This is a genomic window from Bradyrhizobium sp. KZN70725, from assembly GCF_055264925.1.
In genome coordinates this window covers 151962-168786 of the sequence record NZ_JBUYWT010000011.1, presented here as the reverse complement: position 1 = coordinate 168786, position 16825 = coordinate 151962, and the positions used below count along the sequence as shown (strand labels likewise).

14 protein-coding genes are annotated in these 16825 nt (G+C 61.0%); 8 read left to right on the top strand and 6 right to left on the bottom strand.

The features are described from left to right. Nucleotides 1–772 precede the first annotated feature (772 nt). From ACZBJS_RS13580 to ACZBJS_RS13565, 4 genes are all read left to right on the top strand, one after another. Nucleotides 773–1984 (top strand): transporter substrate-binding domain-containing protein, encoded by a 1212-nt coding sequence (locus tag ACZBJS_RS13580; RefSeq protein WP_244558769.1) that lies wholly within the window; start codon nucleotides 773–775, stop codon nucleotides 1982–1984. Between the two features lie 789 nt (nucleotides 1985–2773). Beyond that, nucleotides 2774–3712 (top strand): class I SAM-dependent methyltransferase, encoded by a 939-nt coding sequence (locus ACZBJS_RS13575; protein ID WP_316399361.1) that lies wholly within the window; start codon nucleotides 2774–2776, stop codon nucleotides 3710–3712. A gap of 125 nt (nucleotides 3713–3837) precedes the next feature. Then, nucleotides 3838–4665 (top strand): ATP-binding cassette domain-containing protein, encoded by an 828-nt coding sequence (locus tag ACZBJS_RS13570; RefSeq protein WP_168855306.1) that lies wholly within the window; start codon nucleotides 3838–3840, stop codon nucleotides 4663–4665. Nucleotides 4666–4705: 40 nt separating this feature from the next. Beyond that, nucleotides 4706–6250 carry an ABC transporter permease/substrate-binding protein gene (locus ACZBJS_RS13565; protein ID WP_092081762.1) on the top strand — a complete coding sequence of 515 codons (1545 nt, stop codon included), beginning with the start codon at nucleotides 4706–4708 and terminating at the stop codon, nucleotides 6248–6250. A 1000-nt stretch (nucleotides 6251–7250) separates the two neighbouring features. Here the strand turns inward: ACZBJS_RS13565 and ACZBJS_RS13560 are convergent. Beyond that, entirely contained in the window at nucleotides 7251–7466 is a 216-nt protein-coding gene (locus ACZBJS_RS13560) for a hypothetical protein (protein WP_143029505.1), read from the bottom strand. A gap of 56 nt (nucleotides 7467–7522) precedes the next feature. Here ACZBJS_RS13560 and ACZBJS_RS13555 point away from each other — a divergent pair, with 56 nt between their 5' ends. Both ACZBJS_RS13555 and ACZBJS_RS13550 read left to right on the top strand, forming a co-directional pair. Beyond that, a complete protein-coding gene (locus ACZBJS_RS13555; RefSeq protein ID WP_316399365.1) occupies nucleotides 7523–7744 on the top strand; it encodes a hypothetical protein in 222 nt (73 codons plus the stop codon). Between the two features lie 202 nt (nucleotides 7745–7946). Further along, on the top strand, nucleotides 7947–8162 hold the full coding sequence (locus ACZBJS_RS13550) for a hypothetical protein (protein ID WP_463438796.1): 216 nt from the start codon (nucleotides 7947–7949) through the stop codon (nucleotides 8160–8162). 315 nt (nucleotides 8163–8477) lie between these two features. Here the strand turns inward: ACZBJS_RS13550 and ACZBJS_RS13545 are convergent, their stop codons facing one another. From ACZBJS_RS13545 to dctP, 5 genes are all read right to left on the bottom strand, one after another. Beyond that, nucleotides 8478–9146, bottom strand: a complete 669-nt coding sequence (locus tag ACZBJS_RS13545; RefSeq protein ID WP_057017476.1) for an outer membrane protein — start codon at nucleotides 9144–9146, stop codon at nucleotides 8478–8480. Nucleotides 9147–9893: 747 nt separating this feature from the next. Continuing rightward, complete coding sequence (locus ACZBJS_RS13540; protein ID WP_463438795.1) at nucleotides 9894–11423, bottom strand: class I adenylate-forming enzyme family protein; 1530 nt, start codon at nucleotides 11421–11423, stop codon at nucleotides 9894–9896. Nucleotides 11424–11455: 32 nt separating this feature from the next. Continuing rightward, nucleotides 11456–12739: a TRAP transporter large permease gene (locus ACZBJS_RS13535; protein ID WP_253589162.1), complete on the bottom strand. Its 1284-nt coding sequence runs from the start codon at nucleotides 12737–12739 to the stop codon at nucleotides 11456–11458. 107 nt (nucleotides 12740–12846) lie between these two features. Continuing rightward, nucleotides 12847–13350, bottom strand: coding sequence for a TRAP transporter small permease (locus ACZBJS_RS13530; RefSeq protein WP_057017373.1), 504 nt, complete (start codon nucleotides 13348–13350; stop codon nucleotides 12847–12849). Between the two features lie 9 nt (nucleotides 13351–13359). Next, nucleotides 13360–14382: a TRAP transporter substrate-binding protein DctP gene (gene dctP / locus ACZBJS_RS13525; protein ID WP_463438794.1), complete on the bottom strand. Its 1023-nt coding sequence runs from the start codon at nucleotides 14380–14382 to the stop codon at nucleotides 13360–13362. Between the two features lie 404 nt (nucleotides 14383–14786). Here dctP and ACZBJS_RS13520 point away from each other — a divergent pair, with 404 nt between their 5' ends. Both ACZBJS_RS13520 and ACZBJS_RS13515 read left to right on the top strand, forming a co-directional pair. Next, nucleotides 14787–15947, top strand: coding sequence for an ABC transporter substrate-binding protein (locus ACZBJS_RS13520; protein ID WP_253625491.1), 1161 nt, complete (start codon nucleotides 14787–14789; stop codon nucleotides 15945–15947). A 10-nt stretch (nucleotides 15948–15957) separates the two neighbouring features. Next, a complete protein-coding gene (locus ACZBJS_RS13515; RefSeq protein WP_028333424.1) occupies nucleotides 15958–16824 on the top strand; it encodes a branched-chain amino acid ABC transporter permease in 867 nt (288 codons plus the stop codon). Nucleotide 16825 lies beyond the last annotated feature (1 nt).

Below are 16825 nucleotides of genomic sequence, written 5' to 3'. Positions count from 1 at the left end.
ATCAGCGCGAACAAAACGGACTAGCCGTTCTGCCCGTCGCGGGGGGCTGCCCGACTGCAGGGATTGGGTGGTTTTCAGTGCTGTGGGTTGACCAGGATCGGCTTACTGGTCGGGACGGCTTGCCCGTGTCCGTGGGCCGTTCGAACGTCTCGATACTTGCCGAGATTTGCGGAAATCTCCCTTGCGACGGGCGACCGTGAAGGTCACCGACGCTCCCCGACCTCTCCCGACTGGCGGGTCGCAGGCGATACATTCTCGAACCGGTGCGCTTGCCAGCCTATGCTCAAGCCGAGCTGTGCTGCCGCCATCACCGCAGCCCGGGCCAAGATCCCTCTGTAGGTGGGGTAGGCTCAACCGCGACGTTCAGCCGCTTCGTGTCTGCGACCCAACCCACTGCCAAAACCGCAAGCGAGGCTTCAGCATCCAACCGGGCTCCATTCTTCGTAAAGACCATGCGCACGCCATCAGGTGTCTTCGCGAACGCCTCGATGGTGCCGAAACTCTGGTATCCTGAGCGTTATGGTGTCATTTGTCGCTGCCTCGCAGCTCATGCCGATGCTTGCGATTTTGTTGAATCTAGAGAAGCGATGCCGTCACCCGCAACGTCGACAATCGAGCGTCTGCGTTGTGAAATTCAACCTGAGGTTAGTTAGCCCTCCGGACATGGCCGAAGACTCCTTCGCCTTTGTTTTGACGGACAGGCGTGTGACGAATGCTGCCAAGAGAGTAGCGAAGCTCCGGCCGGCAATCCCGGTATGCATCGAGGTGAGCAATGAGTTCATTCGAGGCTTTCCCGTCAGCTCTGCACGACCGCCACTTGGGGGAGGTGTCGTGTGAGATGGCTGCCCACCGCGCCAGGCGGGGAGATCCAATCTCGCAACGCAAGCGGACGTCGATTCGACCGGTCTGGTTATGCATCCTGGCGCTGGCGGTGGCCGCGTTCGGCTGCGGCGCCCTTCACGCCCAAGCTGCCGCGGCCCCTGACAGGGAATTAGTCGTGGCGACCAAGCAGGCCCCTCCATTTGCCATCAAGCAGCCGGATGGGAGTTGGAGCGGTATGAGCATCGCGCTCTGGAAAAGGATCGCCGATCAGGCACACCTACGTTTTCGCCTGGTCGAAACCCAGAGCGTGCCGGATTTGCTGGACGGCGTCGCAAACGGCAGATTCGATGTTGGCGTCGCGGCGGTTACAGTGACTGCCGAGCGTGCGCGCAAAGTCGATTTTACGCAGCCGTTCTACAACACCGGGCTCGGCGTTGCGGTACCGGTCAACGAAAACCCCTGGGTCGCGATCGGGCGGGCGCTTCTCTCTTTCGGATTCTTCCAGGCCGTCGCGGTGCTGCTTGGTTTCGCAATGGCGGTCGGATTCCTGATCTGGATGCTGGAACGGCGCAAAACGGAGCACTTCGGTGGCGGCGCCAAGGGACTCGGCTCCAGCTTCTGGTGGTCGACCATCGCCATGACGCAAGCCGGAGCCGCTCAGAATGCGCCGACAACACTCCCCGGCAGGATCGTGGCAATGGGATGGATGATCGCTTCCGTGATCGCGATTGCGGTGTTCACCGCCGGTATCACCTCCACCCTTACGCGCAGAGGGCTCGAGGGCGCCGTTCACGGCTTCAACGACCTGCGTTCCGTGCGCGTCGGCGCGGTCGCGAACTCCGCGACGACCGACTACCTCGCTCGTCAGCGGCTTTCGTTTCGAACGTTTCCGGACATCCAAGGCGGCCTCTCCGCGCTGGGGCGTGGGACAATCGATGCCTTTGTTCATGACAAGCCGTTGCTGACCTGGATGGTTCGCAGCGACTTCTCGGCCTCGGCTCGCGTCGTCGATACCAGCTTCAGCAGCGAGAGCTATGCGATCGTACTGCCCAAAGATAGCGCCTTGCGGCCGATGCTCGATCTCGCCGTACTCGATCAAATCGAAGGTGATTGGTGGCAGCAGACGGTGTTCGAGACGCTTGGAAACGCTCAATCTCGCTGACGATACCGTGCGAGGAGCCCGGTCCGTTCAGTGCTGTCAGGGCCTCATCGTTGCAGCGGAACCGACAAAGTTCCGAACATCGGCCTCGCGAGCGATGCAAACCGTCAATAGCCCTGTGCGTATGCGCGAGTTGCTGTTCCACCAAATCAGCTTCAAGCTTGGTTCATCCTCGGCGTGGCGGCTTGGCGCATTTTCTAACATGGCCCCCAAACCACGTGCGTGAGTTGCCGTTGCCGAGGAACTGCTCCAGCGCGCCTTGTCCGTAGACCGAGTTCGATCCATCGGCCAACTACGCGGGCCAATCATTCCCATCTGAGCGGCCTTCCTATTGGCGCGGTCTCAACCTGTTGTCGGCAACTGTGCTGGCGCGAGTGCGTTCCATGCTTCTGCGAGATGTTCTCCGGTGCCGCGACTGGCGCCACCGGGCACGCAACGTGAGCGTGATTTCCCAACCGTCGCGTCCGTGCCTGACCAGCATTGTCGACCATCGGGGCCGGCTGCCCGCACGCTTTGATTCGTGCAGCACCAGAGTTGATCCTTTTCTCTGCCGGAGCGATTGGCATTTTCGACATCATCCTGACCGCACATCAAGCCGCCCCAACAGGCGATGGTCTCGAAAAAGGAGGCCGCGTTACACGCGCGCGCACATCAGTGCGCAGCGCAGTTCCACGAAGCGAGGTTGAAAAAAAGCGCAATGGGTTTGTGCGTCGATCAATCTCTGCAATAGGGTATCAAGCACTTGAACGCAGCAGCCGTCGAGTGGCTTGCAAGTTGAAATAGGAGACCGGGTTGCAAACACATTTTTCGCGCATCAATCAGTCCAAGGCCGTCTTCGATGATATTTATGCCCTGGATGATCCCAGGGCATATTTCTCTGTCCTCGGAGATTTGGATTACATGATCCCGGACGTGGCCGAGCCGGTTGTGCGCCAAATTCTGGCAGCGAAGGTTTCGGAAACCGGCGTCAAGCCGACCGTGCTTGATGTTGGCTGTTCATACGGAATCAACGCAGCGGTGCATCGGTTTCCACTGACTTTCGGGGGCTTGCGCCATCGCTACGCCCGGCGCGAGATGAGGGCGATCGGTTCTGAGACATTGGTGCGTCTCGATCGCAATTTTTATGCGGCTTGGCCGGATGTCGGTCTCGCGCGATTTATCGGTCTCGATGTATCGGCGCCGGCGATTAGGTATGCAACGGGTGTTGGTCTGCTTGAGCAGGGCATTGTCGCAGATCTTGAAACGGAGGCGCTCTCGACCGACAGCGCGCATCTTGTCCGATCCGCTGATGTCATCATGTCGACGGGGTGCATCGGCTACGTCACCGAGAAGACGTTCAGCAAGATTCTCGATGCGACGGAGAAGCGTCCATGGATCATTTCGTTCGTGCTACGAATGTTCCCGTTCGAATCTCTAGCCGCGACGTTCGCGAAGCGTGGTCTTGTGACAGAGCGTCTTGCCGGCGCGACTTTTATCCAGCGTCGTTTTCGCGATGCTGAAGAGTTTGAAAGTTGCTTGGCAAGCCTGGCGGCTCTTGGCATCGATGCTACCGGTCTTGAGTCGGAAGGGCTGTTTCACGCCGACCTGATGTTGTCCCGCCCTGAGGCGGATGCGCGCGCCGCTCCCCTGGAAGACATTGTCACTGTTGCCAGCGGCAGGGGGCGTCCGATCGGACCGCGTTATGTCCATGTTGAGGGCGACGACGGCCTGCAGGTCGCGTTGGAGCCGTGACGGGCTCGCCTTCCGAAGATGGGCGTGGGTGTGACCCAGGGACCTGCGCATCCAAGCGGATCATGCCCTGACTCCCGCTTGGTCATTTTCTGCCAGTTTCTGCAGTCCACAGGGAGGCCCTGTTCATGACAGCTTCGCCGATTTCGAATCCGTCCAATTCCGTGCCGTATATCGAGATCGATGCTGTATCGAAATCCTACGATGGGGGACGGAGCGTTGCTGTTTCCAACGTATCGCTCGACGTACAGCAGGGGTCACTGGTCGCGCTCGTGGGCGGCTCGGGATCCGGCAAGACCACGCTGCTGAAGACCATCAATCGACTGGTCGATCCTGACGTTGGAGAAGTCAGGATCGACGGAGTGCCTGTAAGCAAAGCCGAACCGCCGATGCTGCGGCGGAGCATCGGCTATGTCTTTCAGGGGATCGGTTTGTTTCCACACATGCGCGTTGCCGACAACATTGCCGTGACACTCAAATTGCGTGGCTGGCAGGCGAACGAGATCGAATCGCGGGTAGCCGAGATGCTGGATATGGTGGACTTGCCGCAGGATTACGCCAGCCGCTTTCCGCACATGCTGTCCGGAGGTCAGCGCCAACGGGTTGGCGTCGCGCGTGCAATCGCCGCCCGACCGCGCATTGTTCTGATGGACGAGCCACTGGGTGCGCTCGATCCTGTCACCCGCGACAGCCTGGGTTCTTCCTACCGCGAGCTGCACGACCGGTTCGGCATGACGACCCTGATGGTCACCCATGACATCCAGGAAGCTGCGCTGATGGCTGATCGAATCGTCGTCATGAAGAACGGCCGCGTACTCGCGGACGATACGCCGCACACGTTGATGATGGGCTCTGGTTCTGACGATCCGGACGTGACCGCCTTGATGGAAGTCCCGCGACGTCAAGCGGAGCGCATCGCCGCGCTTGCGACCAAGAACGGACCTGCTCGTGCCTGATGCCGGCGCAGAGCTGCTTTCCAGTGCCCGATTAGACGCGTTGTTCGACGCCTGGCGCCTGCTTCCCACCTATCTCACACCACATATTGTACTTTGCGCCACGGCGCTTGCGCTTGGACTGCTCGTCAGCCTGCCGCTGGCTGCCCTCGCAGCGGAACGACCATGGCTACGCAGGCTGGTGCTTGCCATCGCCAGCTTGATCCAGACCATACCGGGACTTGCGTTGCTCGCACTGTTCTATCCATTGCTCCTTGCGCTCTCGACATTGACGGCACGGCTCTTCGGCTTCGGTATCCCCGCGCTGGGATTCCTGCCGACGCTGATCGCATTGACGCTCTATGCGATGCTTCCGATCTTGCGCAACAGTGTGGTTGGTTTGAATGGCGTCAGTCCAGCTATCGTCGAAGCTGCAGAAGGCGTTGGTATGACGCCTCAGCAGATTCTGACGCGCGTCAAGGCGCCGCTCGCCACGCCTGTCATCATGGCCGGGGTGCGGACTGCAGCTGTATGGACGATTGGAGCAGCCACGCTTTCCACGCCCGTCGGCCAAACCAGCCTTGGCAATTACATTTTTACGGGGTTGCAAACCGAGAACTGGGTTTCCGTGCTATTCGGCTGCATCGCCGCGGCCGGGCTTGCTCTGATCACCGACTTCTGTCTCGGTCTTGTGGAGACAGGGGCGTCTGAACGCAGCAGGAAGCGTGTGTTGTTCGGCATCGCCGGGCTTGCTCTCGGTACGCTCGCCGGTTTCGCGCCGCTGCTCTCGAACGAAGCAGAAACCTATGTCATCGGCGCGAAGAGCTTCTCCGAACAGTTCATTCTGGCGGACCTGATGGGTGACCGGCTGAAGGCTGAAGGAGTCGGCGTAACGCGCAAGGATGGACTCGGTTCGGCTATCGCCTTTCGCGCGCTGGCTCACAATGACATTGATGCTTACGTCGATTACTCCGGCACGCTCTGGCGCAACGTTATCGGTCGCACCGACATGCCACCGCGCGAGGAGATGCAGGCGGAGATCGTCCGCTGGATGAAAGCGGAGCAGGGCGTCACGGTACTCGGTGCGCTTGGTTTCGAAAATGCTTACGTTCTCGCGATGAAACGGGAGAGAGCGCAGGCACTAAACGTCAGGTCGATTGCCGATCTTGCTCGTGTTGCACCTCAACTCACCATCGGCGATGACCTTGAGTTCCTGGGGCGACCGGAATGGCGCTCGCTTAAGGATGCCTATGGTCTGTCGTTCAGAACGCGACGCTCGTTCAATCCAACGATCATGTATCACGCTCTCGAGGCCGGCGAGGCCGACGTCGTCTCCGCGTTCTCCAGCGACGGGCGTATCGCGGCGCTTGATCTGCTCGTACTGGCTGACCCGAAGCATGCGATACCTTCCTATGATGCGCTGATCCTCATCTCGCCAAAGCGTGCCGCCGATGCGCGGCTGAAGCGAGCACTTGTTCCGCTTGTCGGCTCGGTGCCCGTTGAGGCGATGCGCGCCGCTAACCTCATGGTCGACGGTGATACGGACAAGGCTTCTCCGGCAGAGGCGGCGCGAGCCCTGGCAAAGGCCGTGCATTTGCAGTCGCGATAAATACGAGAACACGATCAGGGGCGTTCTCGTTCGAGGTTCGACCATCGCCGATGAGTCGTGCTCAAGGTCCCGGACGAAATTGCGCGTCACGCAATGAACGATCACTTCGGCAGCGTGATTCATAATGAAGCCACGAATCGTTGTCACGAATGTACAACCGTATTTGGGGATGACAATGCGGGCAAAAAGAGTGGAAAGGGCGGTTGGTTCCAACCAATCGCTACTCGAGCTGCTCCAGGCAGAACTTGCAGCCCTCAATTCGCAAATCGAAGCGGTTGAAAAGACGCGGGCAGAAACGCACTCGATCGATGAGTTGAGAGAGTGTGCGATCCGCGCGTGTCGACGGATTGACGAGATTCGTTCCATCGTTGCAGCCGAACAGTCGAACGACGCGCCCAACAGCGCAACTCGTGAATCTCCGTCTACGGTTGCTCGTTGAAGCATGTTCGAGACGCTGTTTTAAGCATCGCCGGCCGCGTGGTCCGTCTCTCGGATTCCTGAGCGGTAGACGCGATCAAGGCGCTCGCCAAACGGGGGCGGCGATGCTCCGCTCGCTCGTCTGCGGCGGTCGTCCTGAAGGCGAGGACGAATCTCGACTTGCGTCATGCGCTTGGGCACCAGCCCTAACCAAAATCGTCCCTTCGATCCCGACAGCCGCGCGTATCGCAATCAGCCAACTTCCGGGTGTAGCGCGATCAGCAAGATCGCCACCGCGACCACTGCGAGCCAGCATTCAGCGGCGATGATGGCCCATTCGGTGCCGGTTCGATTTTTCATTGGCGCCACCTTTTTCGACGGCTCCGACGTGAGTCTGAGGGGTTTCAACGTCGGAGCCATCTTCGCCGGTGCTTCGGACTATCCGAGTTTGATGCGCTGTGGGGCTCGGCTGATCCGAGCGACGATCAGATCACACTCGGCCTTAGATGGAAGTGCACTTTGTGCCAACGCAACCGGCTCCGTTGCCGTGGTTGCATCGAAATTCATGCGCAATCCATGCCGCCTATCGTGAGGCACCCAACTGTGTTGCCGCGAGTGCATTCCAGGCCAGCCCGAAGCTCAGTCCGATGGACGACACTTGATCCGCGTTAAGCGCAAGCCTGATTTCCCATCCGCGTCCATGCTGGCGTGAAATCAAAACCTCGGACGACCCAAATCCGCGCACGTCGCGTTTCCATTCGCGCAGCATTAGAATCAATTCCTTCTCTTCCGCGCTCACTTCTATTCTCGACATCGCCATCACCGCGCATCAAGCCACCCCAACCGGCAAAGCTATTGAGCGCCGCAACGCCGCGTCAGCACGCGCGCGTGCATATCCGACAATGGCACTTCATGGCTGTCGCCCATCTCGCAAGCTCCGCTGACACAAGCGACGGCCCCGACGTGCTGTCTGAGGGCCGCGCCGGAGCCGTCTTTGCCAGTATTTTCGGATTGGCCGAGCCGATGCGCCTGCTCGGTCGATCCGATGTACGCAATGAGATCACAGCCGCCTCGTGATGGGATGTGCAGTCCGTGCCAACAGCACAGGTTCCATGGTCACGATTGCATCATAATCAATCAACAACCAAAACACCCACGTGTGTTGCTGTTCCATCGAATGCGTTTCACTTTGCATTCTCCTCGGCGGTGGTGGGCGACTCATGATCCAGCACTGGACTCGCAAAGTGTGTCGGCTAGCACTCGCCGGGGAACGGAGGCCATGATGAAACGCTGCGACCGCAAGCGCTCCGACATGACGCCGTGCGTGATTACCGACGGCGCGGATGCCTATAGCTTCGAGAGCGATCAGGACACTCGGCCGATCTGCGTTGGCTGCGGTCGCAGCCCGCAAGTTACAGGCGTGGCGCCACCCGCCGATTGGGCTGAGCAGGTTGCCGACTATCTGAAGGCCGTGCAGATCAGGCATCGGCGCTGAAGCTTCGCAGCGCGCGGCGCCCACGCGGCAAATCCGACCGGCCTGTCCAAATAACCAGCCCGGCCAAACCGCTCGCAACGGGCCTCCTGTTCGCGCTCCATCAGCCCGATGAGCGTTAGCTGCCATCGTCCCTTCGAGGTCAGTTCCATGACGCATTGATCGTCGTGCGTCATGTCGTCACGGATCAGTCCGTCAACGTGCGTCAATCGACCGCGCTAGAGGCTTCCAATCCAGGAGGAACCACCGTTCCAACGAAAAAGCTCCGGGCCTTTGTTTGGCCCGGAGCTCTCATGTCGCTTGGAGTTAAGCGAGCGATCAGTACCTGGCGACGGCCGGGCCGCCCAGGTTGAACCTGTAGTTCAAGCCCGCCTTGATGGTGTGCTGGTCGTTGCGGAAGCTGCCGATAAAGCCGAGAGAATCGGACACGTTGACGGTGCCGAAGTCATAGTACTGGTATTCGAGCTTGCCCGACCAGTTCTGGGTAAACATGTATTCGAGACCGGCACCGACGGTGTAGCCGTCACGGCCGCCGTCGCCGCCGAAGCCGTTTGAGAAGCGCGTGTCAGCCCAGGCATAGCCGCCCTTGACGTAAAGCAGCGCCGGACCCCAAGTGTAGCCGAGGCGGCCGGTTACCGAACCGAGGCCACGATTGGCGAAGCTCGAACTGGTATCCAGAAAACTATAGTTGGCTTCAAGACCCAGCACCCAGCTCGGCGCGAACTGGTAATCATAGCCAGCCTGCACGCCGCCCATGAACACACCGTCGTTGCCACCGCCGAAGCCGGGGGCGAGGACGTTGTCGTTGCCACCGAACGCACCACCGACGTGACCACCGATGTAGAACCCGGTCCAGTTGTAGATCGGGGTCGGAGCAACATAGGGCGGAGCCTTGGTGTAGGGCTGAGGCGCGAGATCAGCCGCGGAAGCGGGCGCGACCGCGCCGAGCGCGATCATGCTGGCGGTGACAAGCAGAATTTTCTTCATCTTTTTCATTCCAACTTTCTTGTACTAGCCCAGCCCCAAGTTCATCGCCTATCAGACACGTGCGGAATTGCTGTAACTTGGCTGCAACAGGCGGCGCCAAACGGGGGCTGCTAACGACAAAGGCGAGGGACGCTTGGCGTTAGGCGAGCTCGGAACTTTCGTGACGCGGATTATGCATTGCAGATCACGTCCCGGCGCAACGCGTCGGTGGATAGATGACTATCTTCGCATGGAACTGGGGCAAGCTCGAAGACGACCGAGAGCGAAGCGCGGGCCTGCAGCGCTTGTCGAGCCAAAAGGAAGAGTCACTATCGGGCCTCTGTCCCGTAGCGGAACGAAGTGGGGGCCCCGACGCATACCAGCCCCGCGCCGCGGTCCGTTTGCGTGCGCGCAACACCCCGCCCGATATCTCTGACAGATTGATCCAGCGATAATGCAGGGCAGCGTCCCGATGATGGGAGTCCTGAACCAGGCTGTGTCAATCACCGGAGAGGATGTCGCAGCAGACTCGTCCGATGAGCCACGAAATAAGGCCAAGGGCGGCGATCACGACTCCAACTATTGGGGCAAACGCCACGTAATGGCGATAGGTCGTCGATTGGGGCGCTACGTAAGCCTTCTCGTTCGCTGGACGGTGCCGTTCTCGTGAAAACGGCGTGCTGTGCGTTCGGCCGGAGTAAAGTGCCCGTAATGCGGTCACATTCTCTGCGCTTGCAACGCGAACTCGGCTTCGTCGCTTGCGCTGAACTAGGAGCGCTTTTCGAGTCGCGGCCGCGGCCCTTCGGTGATGCGGAACCGGGACAGCACGTCGGTGCGAATGGCGCCGCGGAGGATCTTGCCGATTCCGTTGCGCGGCAATTCGTCGAGGGCAAGCAGCAGGCGCGGACGCTTGTAGTCGGTCATGTTCGGCACCACGCGATTGATGCGCTCCTCCCAGCCTGGTGCGGGATTTTCCACCGCTGCCAGAATGACCTCGCCCCAATAGTCCGAGGGAATGCCGACCACCGCGACTTCCGATGGCTGCAGCCCCGGCGCAAGCAACCGTTCGACCTCTTCCGGCGCTACTTTGTAGCCGCCCGACTTGATGACGTCGGCGCTACGGCCGGTGAGGTGCAGCCGGCCGCGTGCATCGAGATAGCCGAGATCGCCGGTTTCGTGGAATTCATTCGGTGCCAATCGGACGAAACCCTCGGCGGTGCGGTATCCGGCCATCAGATGTTGCGCGCGCATCAGGACTTCGCCGCCATCGCCCATGGCGGCCGGCCGGCCGTCCTCGCCGCGGATGACGATTTCAACACCGGGAGCGGGCCAGCCGACGCAGGCGTCCTCGCCTCCGGATGCATACCAGGACTCGGTCTCCTCGGCTTCAAGCACTGTGATCGGATTGAATACCTCGCTCTTGCCATAGGTCACCCGCACCACGGGGCCGAACATCTCCTTGACGCGCGCGTAGAGCGTGGGCTTCAGCACGGCCGTGCCGCAGAAGATCGTGCGCAGCGACGAGAACTGGCGCGTGCCCGCGGCAGCCACGATCTTTGCCAGCACGGTCGGCGGCGCAAACATCGCATCGCATGCGCCGCGTGCAAGGATATCAAGTACGCGCGGCGGGTCGACGCCGTCGAGCAGTGTCACGGCCGCACCCGACGACAGATAGGCATGCGTCATCAACGAGGAGCCGTGCGAGAATGGCGTCATCAGCAGGACGTTGCTGCCGGCACCCGGGCGGAACGGCAGGTTCGCCCGCAGCAATATGTTGGCCGTCCAGCGGCCGATCTGGCTGTGAACCGCGCCTTTCGGACGTCCGGTGGTACCAGAGGTGAAGACGATACGCGCCGGCGCGTCGCCGTCGACCTGCGAAAAGGCGGCCGGATCCAACGCGGTCCGTTCGATGCTTTCGACCTCGATGATGATCGGACCGCCGGCGGCCTTTTCGGTCGCGAGGGCCGCGCCGGTGATCAACAGACGAACGTTGGAGACCGCGAGGCAGTAAGCGCGTTCGTCGCTGCTCAGCGCAGGGTTGATCGGGACTTCGACGGCGCCCGCCAGCATGACGCCGAAAGTGGCCGCAACGGCGTCGGCGCTGTTGCGGAACAATGTAGCCACGGCATCTGCCGGGCCGATCCCGGCCTGCATCAGGGCATCCGCAACGCCGGCGGCTTTGGCGAACAACTCCGCATAGGACGTCGTGCCGGCGGCGTCGACGACAGCCGGCCTGTTGCCGTAGCGGAGCGCGAGCGTGGAGAATTCGCCGGCCCAATGGATTGATTTCGATAACATGCTCGAGTTCTCCGTCGAGACGATCCGCGCTGCTAGCCCGCGCCATAGACCAGATTGGGCAGCCAGAGCGAAAGCTGTGGGACATAGGTGATGATTGCAAGGCACAGCAGCAGCAGGCCGAGGAACGGCAGAACGCCGCGCACCACTTCGGTGACCGGCGCCGTCGAAATCGTGGCCAGCACGTAGAGGTTCAGTCCGACCGGGGGATGAACCAGCGCGATCTCCATGTTGTGGGTAAAGACGATCGCGAAATGGACGGGATCGATTCCGAGCGGTTTCAGCGCAGGCGCAAGGATCGGCATTACCACCAGCAGCGTGGCGGCGACCTCGAGAAAGCATCCGAGCACGAGCAGCAGCACGTTGATCGCGAGCAGGAATTGCCAGGGATGAAGCTGGTTGTCGAGCGTGAACTTCACCAGCGAGGCCGGGATGCCCGAGTCCGTCATCCAGTGGCCGAATGCCAAAGCGGTCGCGACGATGATCATGATCGTCGCGGCGCTCTTGATTGCCTCGGCGATCACCTCGAGCGTCTGGCTGACCTTAAAGCCGCGATAGAAGAACAGGCTGACGAGAAGAGCCACCGTGGCCGAGACCGCGGCTGCTTCGGTGACGGTCATCAGGCCGCCGTAGATTCCGACCATCACGATGAAAGGTACGCACAGCGCGGGCAGGGCATTGAGACTCATCCGCACCAGTTCGGCGCGAGGCACGGACGGTTCGCGCGGCAGCTCGTATTTGTGCGAGTAGTAGAACACCCAGCCGAAGAACATCGCTGCCTGCAGCAGCCCGGGCATGATGCCGGCCAGGAACAGGCGCGGTACCGATTGCTCCGCGATCAGTCCGTAAAGAATCAGCGACAGGCTGGGAGGAATCACGATGCCGATCGTGCCGGAAGCGCCGACCACGCCAAGCGCAAAATGACGCGGATAGCCGCGCTCGATCATCGCCGGCACCAGAATGGTGCCCATGGCGAGCGCGGTCGCAACTGAGGAGCCGCAGATCGCGGCAAACAGGGTGCATGACACCACCGTCACGAGACCGAGTGCGCCCCGCAATCGTCCGAACCAGGCGATTGCGACATCGACCAGCGCTTTGGCGACGCCGCCGCGCCGCATGAATGCGGCGGCCATCACGAACAGGGGCAAGGCCATCAGTGTGCTGGAATTCATTTCATCGGCGATCTTCTGCGCGATCGCCACCAGAGGCTGGTCGCTGAAGCCGAACAGGACCGCCGCGCAGAGACCCAACACCAGAAAGATCGGCATTCCCGCGCAGAGCAGCCCGAAGAACATCAGCAGGAAAAGCATCGTCCACATCGTGTCGGTCTCGTTGTTGCTGGACCTGAAGCGTCCCGATGCGGGACCACGACGGTCAGTTTGCCGATGGCAGATCGGTCATCAAGACGGCTGACGTCGTCGATCGCTCAGTGATCGTGAACGGCGATGACCATGGTGGCGGGATCGAAGCGGAATACGAGCAAATAAAGCTTGATGACGTAGCGCAACAGCATCAGCACGGCGCCGGTCAGGATGGCCGAGTAGTAGATCCACATCGGGAATTCGAGGCCCGTGATGCTGCGCTCGTCGAGGCTGCGGGCGACATCCGCAACCTGGAAGCCGCAATAGGCCAGGCCGCCACAAAACAAGATCGCGACACAGCAGTTGAATGCCTCGACCCATCTTTGCCCTTGCGGCGGCAACAGTCGCAGCACGACGTCGGGCCTGACATGCCCATCGGTCCGGACCAACTGGCTCGACGCCAGAAACACCGCCCAGACCGTCAGATAGACCACTACCTCCTCGCCATTGATGAAGGCGAAGTTCTTGTTCACGTAGCGACCGATGACCTGAGCGGTCCCGACCGTCAGCGCGGCGGCACCAAGAACTCCTATCAACAGGAGTTCAAGCCTGTTCCAGATCTTCATCATGGGTGGCAATCAATGGCCGACGGTCGTTACATCCGCCTGCACCTGCAGCAGCAAGGCGGGCGAAATCCGCAACTCCTTCGCGATGCCGTCCTGCAAAGGCAGCATCTTGGCGCGGACCGCAGCGAGCGCGCTCTCGGACGGCGAAACGAACACGATGCCGTTCTTTTCCAGCGTGTGGCGCGCCTCGGTCTGAGCTTCTTCCATACTCTTGCGGTAGGCCTGGATGTTCTCCTGCCAGAGGTCGACGACCAGCTTCTGGAGATCCGGCGGCAGCTTCTTGTAGAAGCTCTCGCTGATCATCGGCACGTAGAACCCGACGAATTCGCGATCCGCAAATCCATATTTCACGCCGGATTCCCAGAGCTTTGCGCTGGCAAGGCTTTCATCGGTCGAGCTCAGCCCGTCGAACGTGCCTTGCGAGAGCGCCAGCGGAACGTCCGGCCAGGCTGTGACGTTCGGTGTTGCATTGAAGAACTTGGCTCGCGCCGATTGTCCGGCACCGCCGGAGTTGCGGATCTTCATGCCGGCCTGATCGGCGAAGTCGCGGATCGCCTTGTTGGTGCTGTAGGTGTTTTGATATCCGAGCTGCAGCCAGGGGCCGAGCAATTTGACATCGAGCTTGCTCTCGAATTGCTTGTTGATGATCTCGCCGATCTTGCCGTCGGCAGCAGCATAGACCACCGGGTAGGGCTGCCCGAAAAATGCCGGCAGCTGGAAGACGTCTGCATCGGGGACGAAGCCGGTCAGCACCCAGGTGCCGGGGATCGCCATCTCGACGGCGCCCTGACGCAGCGCCTTCACCACGTCGCGGTCGCGAAACAACTGGCCGCTGTGGAACAGCTCGGTCGTGATCCGGCCGCCGGATTTTTCCTGCAGCTTCTTCAGGTAGTCGGCGGCAGACAATGTCCGTCCGTGTGTCGCCGACGTGTCCACCGAAGCCCGCAGCTTGAACTGAGGTTCAGCTGCTAGCGCTCCCTGGCTGCACTGAATCGCAAGCACGGCAAGCACGGCCGTCACGGCGCACCGCATCATCGAGTTTCTCCCCTTGGCCGTCGTCTTCTGTCCGCGACGGGTCACGGAAGCTAACGGGCAGGTTAGGTTGATTCAAGTGGAACGTTTCATTGCATAGGTGTGTCAGTAGCGGTGCGTCGTTTGGAGTTTCTGATGGATCATTCGATCGACAGGGGAAATTACTGTTATTATTCATGTTTATTGCATGTCCAGAACGTTGGCTCATCTCAAGCATAGCTGATCTGCCCTATTTTTCATGAAACGTTTCATTGACAAGGCGACCTCCGCGCGCCTAGCGTCCCGGCGCCGAGCGATACGCGCGGCCCCGGGGCGAACGCTTCGGGTTTCCACGCAACAAGTGGACGGCGCATGAGCCGCAACAAATTACGGGGGGAGTGATGAGCACTACGCGGAGAAATCTGCTGTTGTCTGGCATCGCCGTCGGCGCTGCGCTGGCCAGTTCGAATGTCTCGGTGATGGCGGCGGGACAGGAATTGACGCTCGGCGTCGTCGGCGTTCTGTCGGGTCCCGCTGCGCAATGGGGCCTCGCGCTGCGCGGCGCGGTCGAACTCGTCGCCGCCGAGGCCAACCGGGACGGCCTGATCAAGGTCGACGGGGCGCCATGCAAGGTCAACGTCGTTGCCATCGACAGCAAATACACGGCCGAAGGCGCCGCCGCTGCAGCCAACACGTTGGCAGGGCAGGGCGTTAAATTCATCATCGGCCCGATCGGCTCGCCCGAGCTCACCGGCGTGAAGCCGATCGCCAAGCGCAATTCGATGCTGGTGATGGGCAACGGCTACGCCAAGGATGCGCTGTCGCCGCAGTTGCCACTGGTGTTCCACATGGGGCCGGGTCCTTCGGGCTGGGCCGAGCCGATCATCAAGATCGCCAAGCAGAAGTTCGGCATGAAGAGCGTGGTGCTGGTCGCGCCGAACGACCAGGGTGGCACGGATATCGCGAGCGTCGACGCCGACGCATACAAGAGAACCGGCATCACCGCTTCCGAAGAATATTATCAGCGTGGCACCACCAATTTCGCGCCGATCGTGACCCGGATCATGAACGCGAAGCCCGACGCCGTCGATCTCGCTTCATCGCCCCCTGGCGACGCCGGCATCATCGTGAAGCAATTGCGTCAGGCTGGCTTTGAGGGACCGATCGGACGTCTCGGCGGTCCGGGATACACCGAAATCTCCCGCGTCGCCGGTGGCGACGAGGTGCTGAAGGACTTCTATTGGTACGAGCCGGTTCTCATCGACGAGAAAGTGCAAATGATCGCCGACGAGTACAAGAAGCTGCTCGGTGCCGAGCGGCCGGAAAACAATCTGTTCTTTCAGTGGGTCTCCGCCGCCCGCATGGTAACCAAAGCCATCGCCAAGGCCGGTACCATCTCGGACACGGCCAAGGTTGCCGAGGCCCTGCGATCGTTGCCGGTTGAGGATCCCAATATCGGTCCCGGTCACTGGATCGGGCAGGATTTCTTCGGCATCAACCAGGAACTGTCGTTCCCGTTCGGTGTCGGACTCGTGGAAAAAGGCAAGCTGCAACCGACCATCAGGGTCGAAGCGGCCGGCGGCAAGTAGCGGGTACTCCGTGCAAGGTTTTGTCGCCACCTGCCTCATCGGCATCAGCCTGGGTGCGCAGTACGCGCTGCTCGCCCTCGGCTTCACCCTGATCTTCGGCATTCTGGGAGTCGTCAATTTCGCGCATGGCGGCTTCTACGTTCTCGGAGGATATCTCGCCTATTCCGCGGTGACCTATCTTGGCATGCCCTACGCGCTGGCGGTGATCTGCGCGGCGCTGGGCACCACGCTGCTCGGATTCCTGTTCGAACGCTTCGTGCTGGATCGCGTGATCGACGATCATCTGGCGACGCTGATGCTGACGCTCGGCCTCTATTTGATGATGTCGAGCGGCATATTGGTGGTGTTCGGACCGCAATCTCCGGCCTTCGCCTTTCCATTGACCGGTGTCATTCACGGCCATGGCTTCTTTGTGCCGATCGAGAATCTCGTGGTGCTGGGCGTCTGCATCGTCGGGATCCTGTCGATCTACGGCCTGATCTATTACACCGATTTCGGCCGCGCGCTGCGAGCGCTGGCCGATGACCGCGCGGTGGCGACAGCGCAGGGACTGCGTCCCGCGATTCTGTTCCCGGCTGCCTTCGCCCTGGCGACGGGGCTCGCCGGCCTCACCGGCGCGCTGGTCACACCGATCCTGTCGCTCGCGCCGCATATCGGCGATCCTGTGCTGGCGACGTCCTTCCTGATCGTCATTCTCGGCGGTCTCGGTAGCGTCGGTGGTGCGACAGTCGCGGCTTTCATCGTCGGCATGGCGGAGGCGTTCTCTGCGGTCTATCTCGGTGGCTCGAAGGGCGCACTCGCGCTGTTCGTGCTCGTCCTGGTCATGCTGGTCGTCAAGCCATCGGGTCTTTTCGGTCACCGGGTTCGGGGAGCTTGAG

What these genes read in the sequence shown, in the direction of transcription:
- ACZBJS_RS13580 (WP_244558769.1), top strand. Translation starts at nt 773, where the DNA reads ATGAGTTCATTCGAGGCTTTCCCGTCAGCTCTGCACGACCGCCACTTG.
- ACZBJS_RS13570 (WP_168855306.1), top strand. Translation starts at nt 3,838, where the DNA reads ATGACAGCTTCGCCGATTTCGAATCCGTCCAATTCCGTGCCGTATATC.
- ACZBJS_RS13550 (WP_463438796.1), top strand. Translation starts at nt 7,947, where the DNA reads ATGATGAAACGCTGCGACCGCAAGCGCTCCGACATGACGCCGTGCGTG.
- ACZBJS_RS13545 (WP_057017476.1), bottom strand. Translation starts at nt 9,146, where the DNA reads ATGAAGAAAATTCTGCTTGTCACCGCCAGCATGATCGCGCTCGGCGCG.
- ACZBJS_RS13540 (WP_463438795.1), bottom strand. Translation starts at nt 11,423, where the DNA reads ATGTTATCGAAATCAATCCATTGGGCCGGCGAATTCTCCACGCTCGCG.
- ACZBJS_RS13535 (WP_253589162.1), bottom strand. Translation starts at nt 12,739, where the DNA reads ATGTGGACGATGCTTTTCCTGCTGATGTTCTTCGGGCTGCTCTGCGCG.
- ACZBJS_RS13530 (WP_057017373.1), bottom strand. Translation starts at nt 13,350, where the DNA reads ATGATGAAGATCTGGAACAGGCTTGAACTCCTGTTGATAGGAGTTCTT.
- dctP (WP_463438794.1), bottom strand. Translation starts at nt 14,382, where the DNA reads ATGATGCGGTGCGCCGTGACGGCCGTGCTTGCCGTGCTTGCGATTCAG.